Annotated in this window: 15 protein-coding genes; all 15 read left to right on the top strand. The window is 69.5% G+C overall.

All coding sequences use genetic code 11. The features are described from left to right. Positions 1–169 precede the first annotated feature (169 nt). A complete protein-coding gene (gene thrB / locus ACZ4VI_RS29205) occupies positions 170–1,087 on the top strand; it encodes a homoserine kinase (protein WP_137993333.1) in 918 nt (305 codons plus the stop codon). Positions 1,088–1,471: 384 nt separating this feature from the next. Further along, complete coding sequence (gene rho / locus ACZ4VI_RS29200; RefSeq protein WP_468004020.1) at positions 1,472–3,502, top strand: transcription termination factor Rho; 2,031 nt, start codon at positions 1,472–1,474, stop codon at positions 3,500–3,502. A 212-nt stretch (positions 3,503–3,714) separates the two neighbouring features. After that, positions 3,715–4,806 carry an LCP family protein gene (locus tag ACZ4VI_RS29195; RefSeq protein ID WP_468004018.1) on the top strand — a complete coding sequence of 364 codons (1,092 nt, stop codon included), beginning with the start codon at positions 3,715–3,717 and terminating at the stop codon, positions 4,804–4,806. 131 nt (positions 4,807–4,937) lie between these two features. Beyond that, positions 4,938–5,156, top strand: a complete 219-nt coding sequence (gene rpmE, locus ACZ4VI_RS29190; RefSeq protein WP_137993330.1) for a 50S ribosomal protein L31 — start codon at positions 4,938–4,940, stop codon at positions 5,154–5,156. Between the two features lie 99 nt (positions 5,157–5,255). Continuing rightward, positions 5,256–6,332 carry a peptide chain release factor 1 gene (prfA, locus tag ACZ4VI_RS29185; RefSeq protein ID WP_468004016.1) on the top strand — a complete coding sequence of 359 codons (1,077 nt, stop codon included), beginning with the start codon at positions 5,256–5,258 and terminating at the stop codon, positions 6,330–6,332. A gap of 46 nt (positions 6,333–6,378) precedes the next feature. Next, on the top strand, positions 6,379–7,224 hold the full coding sequence (gene prmC / locus ACZ4VI_RS29180) for a peptide chain release factor N(5)-glutamine methyltransferase (protein WP_365220419.1): 846 nt from the start codon (positions 6,379–6,381) through the stop codon (positions 7,222–7,224). A 46-nt stretch (positions 7,225–7,270) separates the two neighbouring features. After that, complete coding sequence (locus ACZ4VI_RS29175; RefSeq protein ID WP_468004015.1) at positions 7,271–7,918, top strand: L-threonylcarbamoyladenylate synthase; 648 nt, start codon at positions 7,271–7,273, stop codon at positions 7,916–7,918. Next, the gene (locus tag ACZ4VI_RS29170; protein WP_468004013.1) at positions 7,915–8,559 is read left to right on the top strand and encodes an arsenate reductase/protein-tyrosine-phosphatase family protein; all 645 of its coding nucleotides are present in this window, start codon (positions 7,915–7,917) and stop codon (positions 8,557–8,559) included. The genes ACZ4VI_RS29175 and ACZ4VI_RS29170 overlap by 4 nt, the downstream gene beginning before the upstream one ends. Positions 8,560–8,666: 107 nt before the next feature. Beyond that, on the top strand, positions 8,667–9,914 hold the full coding sequence (locus ACZ4VI_RS29165; RefSeq protein WP_468004012.1) for a serine hydroxymethyltransferase: 1,248 nt from the start codon (positions 8,667–8,669) through the stop codon (positions 9,912–9,914). A gap of 107 nt (positions 9,915–10,021) precedes the next feature. After that, positions 10,022–11,344 carry an MraY family glycosyltransferase gene (locus ACZ4VI_RS29160; RefSeq protein ID WP_468004010.1) on the top strand — a complete coding sequence of 441 codons (1,323 nt, stop codon included), beginning with the start codon at positions 10,022–10,024 and terminating at the stop codon, positions 11,342–11,344. Between the two features lie 264 nt (positions 11,345–11,608). Then, the gene (locus ACZ4VI_RS29155) at positions 11,609–12,034 is read left to right on the top strand and encodes a hypothetical protein (protein WP_468004009.1); all 426 of its coding nucleotides are present in this window, start codon (positions 11,609–11,611) and stop codon (positions 12,032–12,034) included. Between the two features lie 225 nt (positions 12,035–12,259). Then, the gene (gene atpB, locus ACZ4VI_RS29150) at positions 12,260–13,069 is read left to right on the top strand and encodes a F0F1 ATP synthase subunit A (protein ID WP_468004008.1); all 810 of its coding nucleotides are present in this window, start codon (positions 12,260–12,262) and stop codon (positions 13,067–13,069) included. Between the two features lie 91 nt (positions 13,070–13,160). Next, complete coding sequence (gene atpE, locus ACZ4VI_RS29145; RefSeq protein WP_137993321.1) at positions 13,161–13,391, top strand: ATP synthase F0 subunit C; 231 nt, start codon at positions 13,161–13,163, stop codon at positions 13,389–13,391. A gap of 44 nt (positions 13,392–13,435) precedes the next feature. Beyond that, positions 13,436–13,981 carry a F0F1 ATP synthase subunit B gene (locus ACZ4VI_RS29140; RefSeq protein ID WP_468004006.1) on the top strand — a complete coding sequence of 182 codons (546 nt, stop codon included), beginning with the start codon at positions 13,436–13,438 and terminating at the stop codon, positions 13,979–13,981. After that, a complete protein-coding gene (locus ACZ4VI_RS29135; RefSeq protein WP_468004004.1) occupies positions 13,978–14,793 on the top strand; it encodes a F0F1 ATP synthase subunit delta in 816 nt (271 codons plus the stop codon). The genes ACZ4VI_RS29140 and ACZ4VI_RS29135 overlap by 4 nt, the downstream gene beginning before the upstream one ends. Positions 14,794–14,921: the final 128 nt, after the last annotated feature.

Here is a 14,921-nt window from a genome sequence, read left to right as displayed (position 1 = left end):
CACAGAACCTTCCTTCGATAGGCTGTACCGAACCCGCCCCGTTGCATATGCGCGGTGTCGTCGCCGTTGTCGCCCCCCGAGGCAGACGCGGCCCCCGGGTTTCCGTGTACTTCACTTGAAATCCCGCAGTCGAATCCCGTAGTCGCAAGTCAAGGAGAGTCATCGAGCGATGGCCGGTCCCGCGTTCCGCGCCGCCGCCGTACGGGTGCGCGTTCCCGCCACCAGCGCCAACCTCGGCCCGGGCTTCGACGCCTTCGGCCTGTCGCTGGGTCTCTACGACGACGTCGTCGTCCGGGTCGCCGACTCCGGGCTGCACATCGACATCGCCGGCGAGGGCGCCGACACGCTCCCGCGCGACGAGAGCCACCTGCTCGTACGCTCCCTGCGTACCGCCTTCGACCTGCTCGGCGGGCAGCCCCGCGGCCTTGAGGTCGTCTGCGCCAACCGCATCCCGCACGGCCGCGGCCTCGGCTCCTCCTCCGCCGCCATCTGCGCCGGCATCGTCGCCGCCCGCGCCGTGACCATAGGCGGCGACGCCCGCCTCGACGAGGCCGCCCTGCTCGAACTGGCCACCGAGATCGAGGGGCACCCCGACAACGTCGCCGCCTGTCTGCTCGGCGGCTTCACGCTCGCCTGGACCGAGTCCGGTGCCGCGCGAGCCATCAGGATGGATCCTTCCGATTCCATCGTTCCGGTGGTTTTCGTCCCCGGAAAGCCCGTACTGACCGAGACCGCCCGTGGTCTGCTGCCGCGCACCGTCCCGCACGTCGACGCCGCGGCCAACGCCGGACGCGCCGCGCTCCTCGTGGAGGCGCTCACCCGCCGCCCCGAGCTGCTGCTCGCGGCCACCGAGGACCGGCTGCACCAGGAGTACCGGGCTCCCGCGATGCCCGAGAGCATCGCCCTTGTGAACCGGCTGCGGGCGGACGGAGTCCCCGCGGTCATCTCCGGCGCGGGCCCCACGGTGCTCGCGCTGGCCGAACACGGGACGGCCGACAAGGTCGCCCGGCTGGCGGGCGAGGGATGGGCCGCGAACCGGCTCGACCTCGATGTGTCCGGGGCGAGTGTTCTGCCGCTCGCGTCATAGGGACACGTGATTGCCGGTGAGGGAGAGGGGGAATGTTTGTTGGAGCCGGTAGTGTTAACCTCAAGTCAGCACCCGGCGCCTTTGTGGCGCGGTGCTGAGTGTCCCCATCAGGGACCACCGATTCTTCCGGGAGCCTCCCACACTGCCTGAGCAGCCTGCCTGAGCAGTTTCGAGCACGCTCCGGAACCGGCACGACACCCCTCGCTCTTTCCTCGTGAGGGCCGAGCAGGGGGCCTCGGGCCGGACCCACAGCACGTTTTTTCTCTTCCGCCGTACCCGGCGGGACCACCGCCCCGACACGATCCGCACACCAGGACCGTCGTCGGACAGCACAACCGGTCGCCGAGCCAGATGGCCGACGTCCGCTCCAGGGAAGGACCCTTCGTGAGCGACACCACCGATCTGATGGGCGTGACTGCCGACAACAGCGTCGACACTTCCGCGCCCGCCGCAGGTGCTGCCACTGGCACCACCGCACGGCGCCGCCGCTCCGGCACCGGCCTCGAGGGCATGGTCCTGGCCGAGCTGCAGCAGGTCGCGTCCGGCCTCGGCATCAGGGGCACTGCGCGGATGCGCAAGAGCCAGCTGATCGAGGTCATCAAGGAGGCACAGGCCGGTGGAGGCTCCGCCCCCGCCAAGGCCGCCGCCGACACGGCTGACACCAAGCCGAAGCGCCGCGCCACCTCCAAGGCCCGTACGGCCGAGGGCGCCGCCGAGACCGCTGCGCCGCAGGCGGAGAAGGCCGAGAAGGCCGTCGCCCAGCAGCAGATCGAGATCCCCGGCCAGCCTGCCTCCGAGGACCAGCCGGCTGGCGAGCGCCGCCGCCGCCGGGCCACCGCGCCCGCCGGCAGCCCGGAGGGCGAGGCCAAGGCCGAGTCCGCCCAGGCCGTCAAGACCGAGACCAGGGCCGAGACCCGGACGGACTCCCGAACCGAGTCCCGTACGGAAGTCTCCGCCGAGGCCAAGGCCGAGACCGCCGCCGACACCGCCGAGGGCCGCGGCCGCCGCGACCGCGGCGAGCGGGGCGAGCGTGGGGACCGCCGTGACCGTGGCGACCGTCAGCGCGACCGTCGCGACCGCGGCAAGGGCGACGACCAGCAGGGTGGTGGCCAGGGTGGCCAGCGCCAGCAGCGTCAGGGCGGCCAGCCGCAGGCCGGCCCGCAGGACGACTTCGATGACGAGGGCGGCCGTCGTGGCCGTCGGGGCCGCTACCGCGACCGCCGTGGCCGTCGTGGCCGCGAGGACTTCGCGACCGGTGAGCCGCAGGTCTCCGAGGACGACGTCCTGATCCCCGTCGCGGGCATCCTGGACATCCTCGACAACTACGCGTTCATCCGGACCTCCGGCTACCTGCCCGGCCCGAACGACGTGTACGTCTCCCTCGCCCAGGTCCGCAAGAACGGCCTGCGCAAGGGTGACCACGTCACCGGCGCCGTGCGTCAGCCGAAGGACGGCGAGCGCCGCGAGAAGTTCAACGCGCTGGTCCGCCTGGACTCCTCGAACGGCATGGCCGCCGACTCCGGCCGTGGCCGCCCGGAGTTCAACAAGCTGACCCCGCTGTACCCGCAGGACCGGCTCCGTCTGGAGAGCGACCCGGGCGTGCTGACCACGCGGATCATCGACCTCGTGTCGCCGATCGGCAAGGGCCAGCGAGGCCTGATCGTGGCCCCGCCGAAGACCGGCAAGACCATGATCATGCAGGCGATCGCCAACGCGATCACGCACAACAACCCCGAGTGCCACCTGATGGTCGTCCTGGTCGACGAGCGTCCGGAAGAGGTCACCGACATGCAGCGGTCGGTCAAGGGCGAGGTCATCTCCTCGACCTTCGACCGCCCGGCCGAGGACCACACCACGGTCGCCGAGCTGGCCATCGAGCGCGCCAAGCGTCTCGTGGAGCTGGGTCACGACGTGGTCGTCCTGCTCGACTCGATCACCCGCCTGGGCCGCGCGTACAACCTCGCCGCCCCGGCCTCCGGCCGCATCCTGTCCGGTGGTGTCGACTCGACCGCGCTCTACCCGCCGAAGCGCTTCTTCGGTGCCGCGCGGAACATCGAGGACGGCGGCTCGCTGACCATCCTCGCGACCGCTCTGGTGGACACCGGCTCCCGCATGGACGAGGTGATCTTCGAGGAGTTCAAGGGCACCGGCAACATGGAGCTCAAGCTCGACCGGAAGCTCGCCGACAAGCGCATCTTCCCGGCCGTCGACGTCGACGCCTCGGGTACGCGTAAGGAAGAGATTCTGCTCGGCAGCGACGAGCTCGCCGTCACCTGGAAGCTGCGTCGCGTGCTGCACGCGCTCGACCAGCAGCAGGCGATCGAGCTGCTTCTCGACAAGATGAAGCAGACGAAGTCGAACGGCGAGTTCCTTCTTCAGATCCAGAAGACGACGCCGGGCGGCAACAACGACTGAGGCGAGACCTCCGTCACACGCCCAGCGCCCACCGTGCCCCGCACGGTGGGCGCGGGGCGTTTTTCATGGCGCTCGCGGGGCGTTTTCATGCGCTGTTCTCATGCGCTTACGATCCGTCGCTCTGCGAAACCTCACAGGTTCCTATGCAACCCTTTCGGGTGCTTCGCCGTCACACAAGGTGAACCGAGGACCTGAGGTACTGAGATGGGCAGATGACCGAGCAGAGCAAGAGCGGCCGAATACGGGGCAACGGCCGCCGCCGCAAGCAGCCCGCCACGGGCCGCCGGGCGGTGACCGTCGCCGCGTGGAGCGCGGCCGCGCTCGTCGTGCTCGGCGGCTCCGGCCTCGGCTACGTGTACCTCAAGCTCAACGGCAACATCCAGGGCGTCGACATCAACGCCCAGCTGGGCACCGACCGCCCCAAGAACCTCGACAACGGCTCGATGGACATCCTGGTCCTCGGCTCCGACTCCCGCTCCGGCGCCAACGACGCCTACGGCAAGGACGAGGGCGGCGCCCGCTCCGACACCGTGATGGTCGTCCACGTCTACGAGGGCCACAAGAAGGCCAGCGTCGTCTCCATCCCGCGCGACACCCTCGTCGACCGCCCCGCGTGCAACGACGAGCGCGGCACGGCCGTCCCCGCCGACAGGCGCGCGATGTTCAACACCGCGTACGAGGCCGGCGGCCCGGCCTGCGCCGTGAAGACGGTCGAGTCGATGTCCGGCATCCGCATGGACCACTACGTCGAGGTCGACTTCACCGGCTTCAAGAAGCTGATCGACAAGCTCGGCGGCGTCGAGATCACCACGACCCAGGCCATCAAGGACTCCAAGAGCCACCTCGACCTCGCACCGGGCACCCACACCCTCGACGGCGAGCAGTCCCTCGGTCTGGTCCGCACCCGCAAGAGCGTCGGCGACGGCAGCGACCTCGGCCGTATCCAGCTCCAGCAGGCGTTCATGAAGGCCTTCATCGACCAGGTCAAGGACGTCGGCGTCTTCAGCGACCCGAAGAAGCTCCTGGACATCGCCGACACCGCCACCAAGGCCATCACGCCCGATTCGGAGCTCGACTCGGCGGCCGAGCTGATGGGCTTCGCCCAGGGACTCGCCGGGCTCGGCGCCGAGGACGTCCACATGATCACGATGCCGGTCGAGTACGACCCCGCCGACCCGAACCGTGTCGTACCGCTGGAAGCCCAGTCCCGGCAGGTCTGGCAGGCGCTCAAGGGCGACCGGCCCATCCCCGCCTCCGCGACGAAGGACACCGCCACGGGCAAGACCGAGGGCCTGGTGAAATAGCCCGGAATAGTTTCACCACGGACCCGGTTTTGGGAGATACGGCCGGTCCTGGCAGACTGGTACGTCGGCCCCGGTTCACGCACGCGCATCCCGCGCGGCGACCCGGTGCCCTCCCGAAACTAGGAGACACCTTGAAGCGCGAGATCCACCCCGAGTACGTCGAGACCCAGGTCAGCTGCACCTGCGGCGCGTCGTTCACCACTCGTAGCACCCTGACCGACGGCACCATCCGTGCCGAGGTCTGCTCCGAGTGCCACCCGTTCTACACGGGCAAGCAGAAGATCCTCGACACCGGCGGCCGTGTCGCCCGCTTCGAGGCCCGCTTCGGCAAGGCTGCGGCCAAGAAGTAGCACGTCACTGCGCCGGTCCTTGGTCGCTCCCGCAGGGGGCACCCGGACCGGCGCTTTGCCGTCCCCGCAGTCCGTTCGTACGAAAACCAGGAGCCCCCGATGTTCGAGGCGGTCGAGGAACTGATCGGCGAGCACGCCGATCTCGAGAAGAAGCTCGCTGACCCGTCGGTCCACGCCGACCAGGCCAACGCGCGCAAGCTGAACAAGCGTTACGCCGAGCTGACCCCGATCGTCGCCGCCTACCGTGCCTGGAAGCAGAACGCGGACGACATCGAGACCGCCCGCGAGCTCATGCACGAGGACCCCGACTTCGCGGCCGAGGTCAAGGAGCTGGAGAAGCAGCGCGAGGAGCTCGTCGACCGGCTGCGGCTGCTGCTCGTCCCGCGCGACCCCAGCGACGACAAGGACGTCATCCTGGAGATCAAGGCCGGCGCGGGCGGCGACGAGTCCGCCCTGTTCGCCGGCGACCTGCTGCGGATGTACCTGCGCTACGCCGAGCGCGTCGGCTGGAAGACCGAGATCATCGACTCCACCGAGTCCGAGCTCGGCGGCTACAAGGACGTCCAGGTCGCCGTGAAGACCAAGGGCGGCAACGGCGCTACCGAGCCCGGCCAGGGCGTCTGGGCGCGGCTGAAGTACGAGGGCGGGGTGCACCGCGTCCAGCGCGTGCCCGCCACCGAGTCGGCCGGCCGGATCCACACCTCAGCGGCCGGTGTCCTCGTGACCCCCGAGGCCGAGGAGATCGACGTCGAGATCCACGCCAACGACCTGCGCATCGACGTGTACCGCTCGTCGGGTCCCGGCGGCCAGTCCGTCAACACGACCGACTCCGCGGTCCGCATCACGCACCTGCCGACCGGCATCGTCGCCTCCTGCCAGAACGAGAAGAGCCAGCTCCAGAACAAGGAGCAGGCCATGCGTATCCTGCGGTCCCGGCTGCTCGCCGCCGCGCAGGAGGAGGCCGAGTCCAAGGCCGCCGACGCCCGTCGCAGCCAGGTCCGTACGGTCGACCGGTCCGAGAAGATCCGGACGTACAACTTCCCGGAAAACCGGATCTCGGACCACCGCGTCGGCTTCAAGGCGTACAACTTGGACCAGGTGCTCGACGGCGATCTGGACGCGATGATCCAGGCCTGCGTCGACGCCGACTCTGCTGCGAAACTGGCCGCCGCGTAAGTTCCGTAAGCCCCGCCCCGTACCGCCCGCACCACGGAGGACCAGCGTGAACCTGCTGCTTGCCGAGGTGGCCCAGGCCACCCAGCGGCTGGCCGACGCCGGCGTTCCCTCGCCGCGTTTCGACGCGGAGGAGCTCGCCGCGTTCGTGCACGGCGTCAAGCGGGGGGAGCTGCACAACGTCAAGGACGCGGACTTCGACGCCCGCTACTGGGAGGCGGTGGCCCGCCGCGAGGCGCGCGAGCCGCTCCAGCACATCACCGGCCGGGCGTTCTTCCGTTACCTGGAACTCCAGGTGGGTCCTGGCGTCTTCGTGCCCCGGCCGGAGACCGAGTCGGTGGTGGGCTGGGCCATAGACGCCGTACGGGCCATGGACGTCGTCGAGCCGCTGATCGTCGACCTGTGCACGGGCTCGGGCGCGATCGCGCTCGCCATGGCGCAGGAGGTGCCGCGTTCGCGCGTGCACGCCGTCGAGCTGTCCGACGACGCGCTGGTGTGGACCCGTAAGAACGCGGAGGGCTCACGGGTCACGGTCCACCAGGGCAACGCGCTGACCGCGCTGCCGGAGCTCGACGGCCAGGTCGACCTGGTCATCTCCAACCCGCCGTACATCCCGCTCACCGAATGGGAGTACGTCGCGCCCGAGGCGCGGGACCACGACCCGGAGATGGCGCTGTTCTCCGGCGAGGACGGCCTCGACACGATCCGCGGGATCGAGCGCACCGCGCACCGCCTGCTGCGCCCGGGGGGGCTCGTCGTGATCGAGCACGCCGACACCCAGGGCGGCCAGGTGCCGTGGATCTTCAACGAGGAGGCCGGCTGGGCGGACGCCGCCGACCACCCCGACCTGAACAACCGCCCGCGCTTCGCGACCGCCCGCAAGGCGATGCCGTGACCGGCGCTGCCCTGACCGACCCTGTGTACGAGGAGGCCTGCGAGTAATGGCTCGGCGATACGACTGCAACGAGGCGACCGACCGCGTCACCGGGCTGCGCGAGGCCGCGTCCGCGGTGCGCCGCGGCGAGCTGGTCGTGCTGCCCACCGACACCGTGTACGGGATCGGTGCGGACGCCTTCAGTTCCGAGGCCGTCGCGGACCTGCTGGACGCCAAGGGCCGGGGCCGTAACATGCCCACGCCCGTCCTCATCGGCTCGCCGAACACGCTGCACGGGCTCGTCACGGACTTCTCCGAGCAGGCGTGGGAGCTCGTCGACGCGTTCTGGCCGGGTGCGCTGACGCTCGTCGCGAAGCACCAGCCGTCGCTGCAGTGGGACCTGGGGGACACCCGGGGGACGGTCGCGATCCGGATGCCGCTGCACCCGGTCGCGATCGAGCTGCTGACGGAGGTCGGCCCGATGGCGGTGTCCTCGGCGAACCTCACGGGGCACCCGGCGCCGGAGGACTGCGACGCGGCGCAGGGCATGCTCGGCGACTCGGTCTCCGTGTACCTCGACGGGGGCCCGACCCCGGGGATCGTCCCGTCCTCGATCGTGGACGTCACGGGCAGCGTGCCGGTCCTGCTGCGTCAGGGTGCGCTCTCCGCGGAGGAGCTCCGGAAGGTCGTACCCGACCTCGAGGTGGCCAATTGACCGCCCCTGAGGGGCGTGGCATAGCGGGGCACGAGAGCAGTTCCTTCCGCATCCTCCACGTCAGCACCGGCAACGTCTGCCGCTCGCCGATCACCGAGCGGCTGACCCGCCATGCCCTGAGCGACCGCCTGGGCGACCCCCGGGGCGGCGGCCTGATCGTGGAGAGCGCGGGCACGTGGGGCCACGAGGGGGCCCCGATGGAGGCCAACGCGGAGCTGGTCCTCGCCGACTTCGGCGCGGACTACAGCGGTTTCGTGGGGCGCGAGCTCCTCGACGAGCACGTCATCCGCGCGGACCTGGTCCTGACGGCGACCCGCGACCACCGGGCGCAGGTCATCTCGATGGGCCACTCGGCGGGCCTGCGCACCTTCACCCTGAAGGAGTTCACCCGTCTCGTCCGCGCCATAGACCCCGCGACGCTGCCGGACCCGCTGGGCGACGGCATGGTCGAACGCGCGCGTGCGCTGGTGCGCGCCGCGGCGGCTCTACGCGGGTGGCTCCTGGCCCCGAACGCGGAGGCGGACGAGGTCAACGACCCGTACGGCGCCCCGATCACGTTCTTCCGCTCGATCGGCGAGGAGATCAACACGGCGCTCGATCCCGTGGTGACGGCCCTGACGGGAGTCCCTGCGCGCCGTTGACCGGGCCGTAGGGCCATCCGGACCAGGAACCAGGTGAACAGCGGGCAAACCCGCTTCCGCGCGCCTACATTGGAGCTGAAGGCCAGCCCACGCGCCTGGAGCCACAGATGCCGGTCACCGCTCCACCCGATGAGGATCTCGACGTCCTGCGCCGGCAGGACCCGGAGATCGCCGATGTGCTGCTCGGTGAGGCGCGCCGGCAGAGCGACAGCCTGCAGCTGATCGCCGCCGAGAACTTCACCTCGCCCGCCGTCCTCGCCGCCCTCGGCTCCCCGCTCGCCAACAAGTACGCCGAGGGCTACCCCGGCGCCCGTCACCACGGCGGCTGCGAGTTCGCCGACGCCGCCGAGCGGATCGCCGTGCAGCGGGCCACCGCGCTCTTCGGAGCCGAGCACGCGAACGTCCAGGCCCACTCCGGCTCCTCGGCCGTCCTGGCCGCCTACGCGGCCCTCCTGAGGCCCGGAGACACCGTCCTGGCCATGGGCCTCGAACACGGCGGGCACCTCACCCACGGCTCGCCCGCCAACTTCTCCGGCCGCTGGTTCGACTTCGTCCCGTACGGCGTCGACGCCGAGACCGGTCTCGTCGACTACGAGCAGGTCGCCGCCCTCGCCCGCCACCACCGCCCCAAGGCGATCGTCTGCGGCTCCATCTCCTACCCCCGCCACCTCGACTACGCGCTCTTCCGCGAGATCGCCGACGAGGCCGGCGCCTATCTCATCGCCGACGCCGCCCACCCCATGGGCCTCGTCGCCGGGGGAGCGGCCCCCAACCCCGTCCCGTACGCCGATGTCGTCTGCGCCACCACCCACAAGGTGCTCCGTGGCCCCCGCGGCGGGATGATCCTCTGCGGCGCCGAGCTCGCCGGCCGCGTCGACCGGGCGGTCTTCCCCTTCACCCAGGGCGGCGCCCAGATGCACACCATCGCCGCCAAGGCCGTCGCCTTCCACGAAGCGGCAACCCCCGCCTTCGCGGCGTACACCCATCGGGTCGTCGCGCACGCCCGGGTCCTCGCCGACGCGCTCGCCGAGGAGGGCTTCGCCATCACCACCGGCGGCACCGACACGCACCTCATCACCGCCGACCCCGCCCCCCTCGGCGTCGACGGCCGCACCGCCCGGACGCGCCTCGCCGCCGCCGGGATGGTCCTCGACACCTGCGCCCTGCCGTACGGGGACGGGCGGGGGATCCGTCTCGGCACTGCCGCCGTCACCACCCAGGGGATGGGCGCGCAGGAGATGGCCAGGATCGCCGCGTTGTTCACGATCGCGCTACGGGACGACCCGGCGGAGACGGCCCGGGTACGCGCGGAAGTACGCGAACTGGCCGGGCGATTTCCCCCGTATGGCCGGTGACGAACCCCGGAGCGCAACCATCCGGCGGGCCCGTATGTCCTCAAGCACATGGACAGCACGGCTAGGGTGTGGGGCTGAGATGGCCAGCGATTCCTGTGGGGCAGCCCGTGCGTGATTACCTGCTGACGCTCTGTGTCACGGCCGCGGTGACCTATCTGCTGACCGGTCCGGTGCGGAAGTTCGCCATCGCGACCGGCGCGATGCCGGAGATCCGTGCCCGAGACGTACACCGAGAACCGACTCCGCGGCTCGGTGGCATCGCCATGTTCTTCGGCCTGTGCACGGGCCTGCTGGTCGCCGACCACCTGCAGAACCTCAACAGCGTCTTCGAGCTCTCCAACGAGCCCCGCGCGCTGCTCTCCGGCGCCGCCCTGATCTGGCTGATCGGCGTCCTCGACGACAAGTTCGAGCTGGACGCCCTGATCAAGCTGGGCGCGCAGATGATCTCCGCGGGTGTGATGGTGATGCAGGGTCTGACGATCCTGTGGCTGCCGATCCCCGGTGTCGGCACGGTCGCGCTCACCAAGGGCCAGGGCACGCTGCTGACGGTGGCCCTGGTGGTCCTGACCATCAACGCCGTGAACTTCGTGGACGGCCTCGACGGCCTGGCCGCCGGCATGGTCTGCATCGCCGCCGCGGCCTTCTTCCTGTACGCGTACCGCCTTTGGTACGGCTACACGATCGAGGCCGCCGCCCCCGCGACGCTCTTCGCCGCGATCCTCATGGGCATGTGCCTGGGCTTCCTGCCGCACAACATGCATCCGGCCAGGATCTTCATGGGCGACTCCGGCTCGATGCTGATCGGCCTGATCCTGGCCGCCTCGGCGATCTCGATCACGGGTCAGGTCGACCCCGACGTGCTGAAGCTCTTCGAGGGCTCGACCCGTGAGGCCACCCACGCTGCCCTCCCGGTCTTCATCCCGCTCGTGCTGCCGCTGACGATCATCGCGATCCCGATGGCCGACCTGATCCTGGCCATCGTGCGCCGCACCTGGAACGGCCAGTCGCCGTTCGCGGCCGACCGCGGCCATCTGCACCACCGGCTCCTGGAGATCGGGCACTCGCACAGCCGGGCCGTCCTGATCATGTACTTCTGGTCGGCGCTGATCGCCTTCGGGACGCTCGCGTACTCGGTGCACTCGACGTCCATGTGGATCGTTCTCGGGGTGGTGTTCCTGAGCGCGATCGGCCTGGTGCTGCTCCTGCTGCCGCGCTTCACGCCACGGGCCCCGCTGTGGGCGGAGTCCTTCGTTCCGCCGCGCTACCGGCGTCGTAGGGCAGTCGTCTCGGAACCCCTCGCTCCGGTCGCCGCGGCCGTCGAGGAGCCCGCGGAGGAGCGCGTACCGGTTCCTGCCGGGGTCAACGGGTCCACCGCCATCGGCCACCGTTCGCGCTTCACCGACCGACGGAAGGCCGGAACGCCGAGTTGACGAATGTCATATTCGGCCGCACTACCAGACAAATCCGCCCCGCGTCGTGCACACACGCGCGGGGTAACTCTCATGTGTGACAGTCAGCACACCTCGCGGGTAAAGAACTACTCAAATAGTTTGTGATACCGTTCACGAGACCCGGCGACAGAGCCGAAAGACCGTAGTGCGACGGTCCGTTGGCCCCGAGACACACCTCGGACCGGGCATACGCTCGTCCCTGACGACACCATCGCCCCCACCAGCAACAGCGGAGACACCGCCATGCCGTCGAACGACGCCCGCATCCTTCTGTCAGCTGCCATTCCCGCTGCTGTCACCGGCGCCATCGCCGCGGTCATCAGCGGTGTGGTCGCCGGCGGCAAGGGGGCCACCGGCGCCGTCATCGGCTGCGCGCTCGTCCTCGCGTTCATGGGGATCGGGCTCGTGGTGCTCCAGCGGACGGCGAAGTCACTGCCGCACCTGTTCCAGGCCATGGGCCTCATGCTCTACACGGCCCAGCTGCTGCTTCTCTTCATCGTGATGGCCCTGCTCAAGAACACCACGTTCTTCGACTTCAAGGCCTTCGCCTTCACCCTTCTCGCGGTGACCATCGTCTGGATCGCCGCACAGGCCCGTGCCTACATGAAGGCCAAGATCATGTACGTCGACGAGCCCAAGGACCCCAAGAAGCCGGGGTCGTCGACGTGAGGGGTAGGGCCGGGATAAAGGCGCGTTCGGCTTCCTGCTATCGTCCGGTGCCAACTGCGGCACTGCGGGCGCGGGCATCCGAGCTGACGCCTGTCCCAGCGCGAGGCTCGACGCCGAACCGCCGCCCCCTTATCCGTAAGACCAGTCCAGTGCCGACCCGCGGCTGCGTGCCGCGCCGACACAACGAGGTTGCCGTACCTATGCGCCACGCTGAAGGAGCCCGCGGTGAGTGCTGACCAGACGCTTGCCTTCGACCCGGATTGCCAGATCTTCACTGGCTGCGGCTTTCCGGCGCCGGGCCTGCACACGTTCATGTACGAGCCGATCGCGACGTGGGGAGGCTTCGAGTTCACGAAGCCCATGCTGCTCGCGCTGATCAGCTCGCTCGTGGTCGTCGGGTTCTTCTGGGCGGCGTTCGCCAAGCCCAAGCTGATCCCGGGCAAGATGCAGATGGTCGGTGAGGCCGGATACGACTTCGTGCGTCGCGGCATCGTCTACGAGATCATCGGCAAGAAGGACGGCGAGAAGTACGTCCCCTTCATGGTGTCGCTGTTCTTCTTCGTCTGGATCATGAACCTCTGGTCCATCATCCCGCTCGCGCAGTTCCCGGTCACCTCGCTGATCGCCTTCCCGGCGGCTCTCGCTCTGATCGTGTACGTGGTGTGGGTCAGCCTGACCTTCAGGAAGCACGGCTTCGTCGGCGGCTGGAAGAACATCACCGGCTACGACAAGTCGCTCGGCCCGATCCTGCCGCTGATCATGTTCCTCGAGTTCTTCTCGAACCTGCTGATCCGGCCCTTCACCCACGCGGTCCGACTGTTCGCGAACATGTTCGCCGGTCACCTGCTGATCGTGATGTTCTCCCTCGCGAGCTACTACCTGCTGAACAGCATCGGCATCGTCTACGCAGCGACCTCCTTCGTGATGGTCCTCGTGATGACCGGCTTCGAGCTCTTCATCCAGGCTGTCCAGGCGTACGTCTTCGTCCTCCTGGCCTGCAGCTACGTCCAGGGCGCGCTCTCCGAGCACCACTGAGCCACGTCCGGCATCCCAGCTCCACCCCCAATCCAACAATCGTCCGGTGGCCAACCCCCACCGGGTCCTTGAAAGAGAAGGAAGAACCGGCATGTCCGCTCTCCAGACCCTTGCCGCCGTCGAAGGTAACGTCGCCTCCATCGGTTACGGTCTCGCCGCGATCGGCCCCGGCGTCGGCGTCGGCATCATCTTCGGTAACGGCACCCAGGCCCTCGCCCGCCAGCCCGAGGCTGCCGGCCTGATCCGCACCAACCAGATCATGGGTTTCGCCTTCTGTGAGGCGCTCGCCCTCATCGGCATCGTCATGGGCTTCGTCTACTAAGCCAGACCCCGACGGCAGCCCAATTTTTTACGGAAGGCACTGATGTGAACGCTCTGCTTCTTGCGGCAGCGGAGGAGCCCCAGCCTCCTCTCGTCCCGCATCTCGACGAGCTCGTCATCGGCCTGATCGCCTTCGTCATCGTCTTCGGCCTCCTCGCCAAGAAGCTCCTCCCGAACATCAACAAGGTTCTGGAGCAGCGCCGCGAGGCCATCGAGGGTGGCATCGAGAAGGCCGAGTCGGCCCAGATCGAGGCCCAGAGTGTGCTGGAGCAGTACAAGGCCCAGCTCGCCGAGGCCCGCCACGAGGCCGCGCGTCTTCGCCAGGAGGCGACGGAGCAGGGCACCGCGATCATCCAGGAGATGAAGGCGGAAGGCCAGCGCCAGCGCGAGGAGATCATCGCGGCCGGCCACGCCCAGATCGAGGCCGACCGCAAGGCCGCGGCGTCCTCGCTGCGCCAGGACGTGGGCAAGCTCGCCACCGACCTGGCCGGCAAGCTGGTCGGTGAGGCCCTCGAGGACCACGCCCGCCAGAGCCGCACGATCGACCGCTTCCTCGAAGAGCTCGAGGAGAAGGCCGAGGCCGTCCGATGAACGGAGCGAGCCGCGAGGCACTGGCCGCCGCACGTGAGTCCCTCGACGCGCTGACCGACAACACCTCGGTCGACGCGGCGAAGCTCGCGGGCGAGCTGGCTTCCGTCACCGCGCTGCTCAACCGCGAGGTGTCGCTGCGTCGGGTCCTGACCGACCCGGCGCAGGCGGGCGAGGCCAAGGCCGAGCTCGCCCGGCGACTGCTCAGCGGTCAGGTGGGCAGCGAGACCGTCGACCTGGTCTCCGGCATGGTGCGTTCCCGCTGGTCGCAGTCGCGTGACCTGGTCGACTCGCTCGAGGAGCTGGCCAGCACCGCCGACCTCACGGCGGCGCAGCAGGCCGGCGCGCTGGACGACGTCGAGGACGAGCTGTTCCGGTTCGGCCGGATCGTCTCCTCCAGCACCGAGCTCCGCTCGGCGCTGACGGACAAGGCCGCCACGGTCTCCGCCAAGAGCGAGCTGCTGCGCAGCCTGCTCGGCGGCAAGGCCAACGCGGTCACCGAGCGCCTGATCGTCCGTCTCGTGACCCAGCCGCGGGGACGTAGCCTGGAGGCGGGACTCGAGTCCCTGTCCAAGCTCGCCGCGGCGCGCCGGGACCGGATGGTCGCCGTCGTGACCACGGCGGTGCCGCTCACCGACCAGCAGAAGCAGCGCCTCGGTGCCGTCCTGGCCAAGCTTTACGGCCGCCAGATGCACCTGAACCTGGACGTGGACCCCTCGGTCCTCGGCGGGATCTCGGTGCAGGTCGGCGACGAGGTCATCAACGGGACCATCGCGGAGCGCCTCGGCGAGGCGTCCCGTCGACTGGCCGGCTGACGTCAGCCACCAACTGAACACAGCATCACCTGCGGCCCGGTTGGGCCGTGCAGAGATTGCAGAAGATTCCTGGGGGTCGCCCCCAGACCCCCAAGAAAACTTCGGGCCCAACAAGGAGAGCAGGGAAC

This window comes from Streptomyces sp. NPDC029169, assembly GCF_055563935.1.
Note: the sequence above shows the minus strand (reverse complement) of the source record. Positions and strands in the feature narration are given on the sequence as shown.

What these genes read in the sequence shown, in the direction of transcription:
- thrB (WP_137993333.1), top strand. Translation starts at nt 170, where the DNA reads ATGGCCGGTCCCGCGTTCCGCGCCGCCGCCGTACGGGTGCGCGTTCCC.
- ACZ4VI_RS29195 (WP_468004018.1), top strand. Translation starts at nt 3,715, where the DNA reads ATGACCGAGCAGAGCAAGAGCGGCCGAATACGGGGCAACGGCCGCCGC.
- prfA (WP_468004016.1), top strand. Translation starts at nt 5,256, where the DNA reads ATGTTCGAGGCGGTCGAGGAACTGATCGGCGAGCACGCCGATCTCGAG.
- ACZ4VI_RS29175 (WP_468004015.1), top strand. Translation starts at nt 7,271, where the DNA reads ATGGCTCGGCGATACGACTGCAACGAGGCGACCGACCGCGTCACCGGG.
- ACZ4VI_RS29165 (WP_468004012.1), top strand. Translation starts at nt 8,667, where the DNA reads ATGCCGGTCACCGCTCCACCCGATGAGGATCTCGACGTCCTGCGCCGG.
- ACZ4VI_RS29155 (WP_468004009.1), top strand. Translation starts at nt 11,609, where the DNA reads ATGCCGTCGAACGACGCCCGCATCCTTCTGTCAGCTGCCATTCCCGCT.
- atpE (WP_137993321.1), top strand. Translation starts at nt 13,161, where the DNA reads ATGTCCGCTCTCCAGACCCTTGCCGCCGTCGAAGGTAACGTCGCCTCC.
- ACZ4VI_RS29135 (WP_468004004.1), top strand. Translation starts at nt 13,978, where the DNA reads ATGAACGGAGCGAGCCGCGAGGCACTGGCCGCCGCACGTGAGTCCCTC.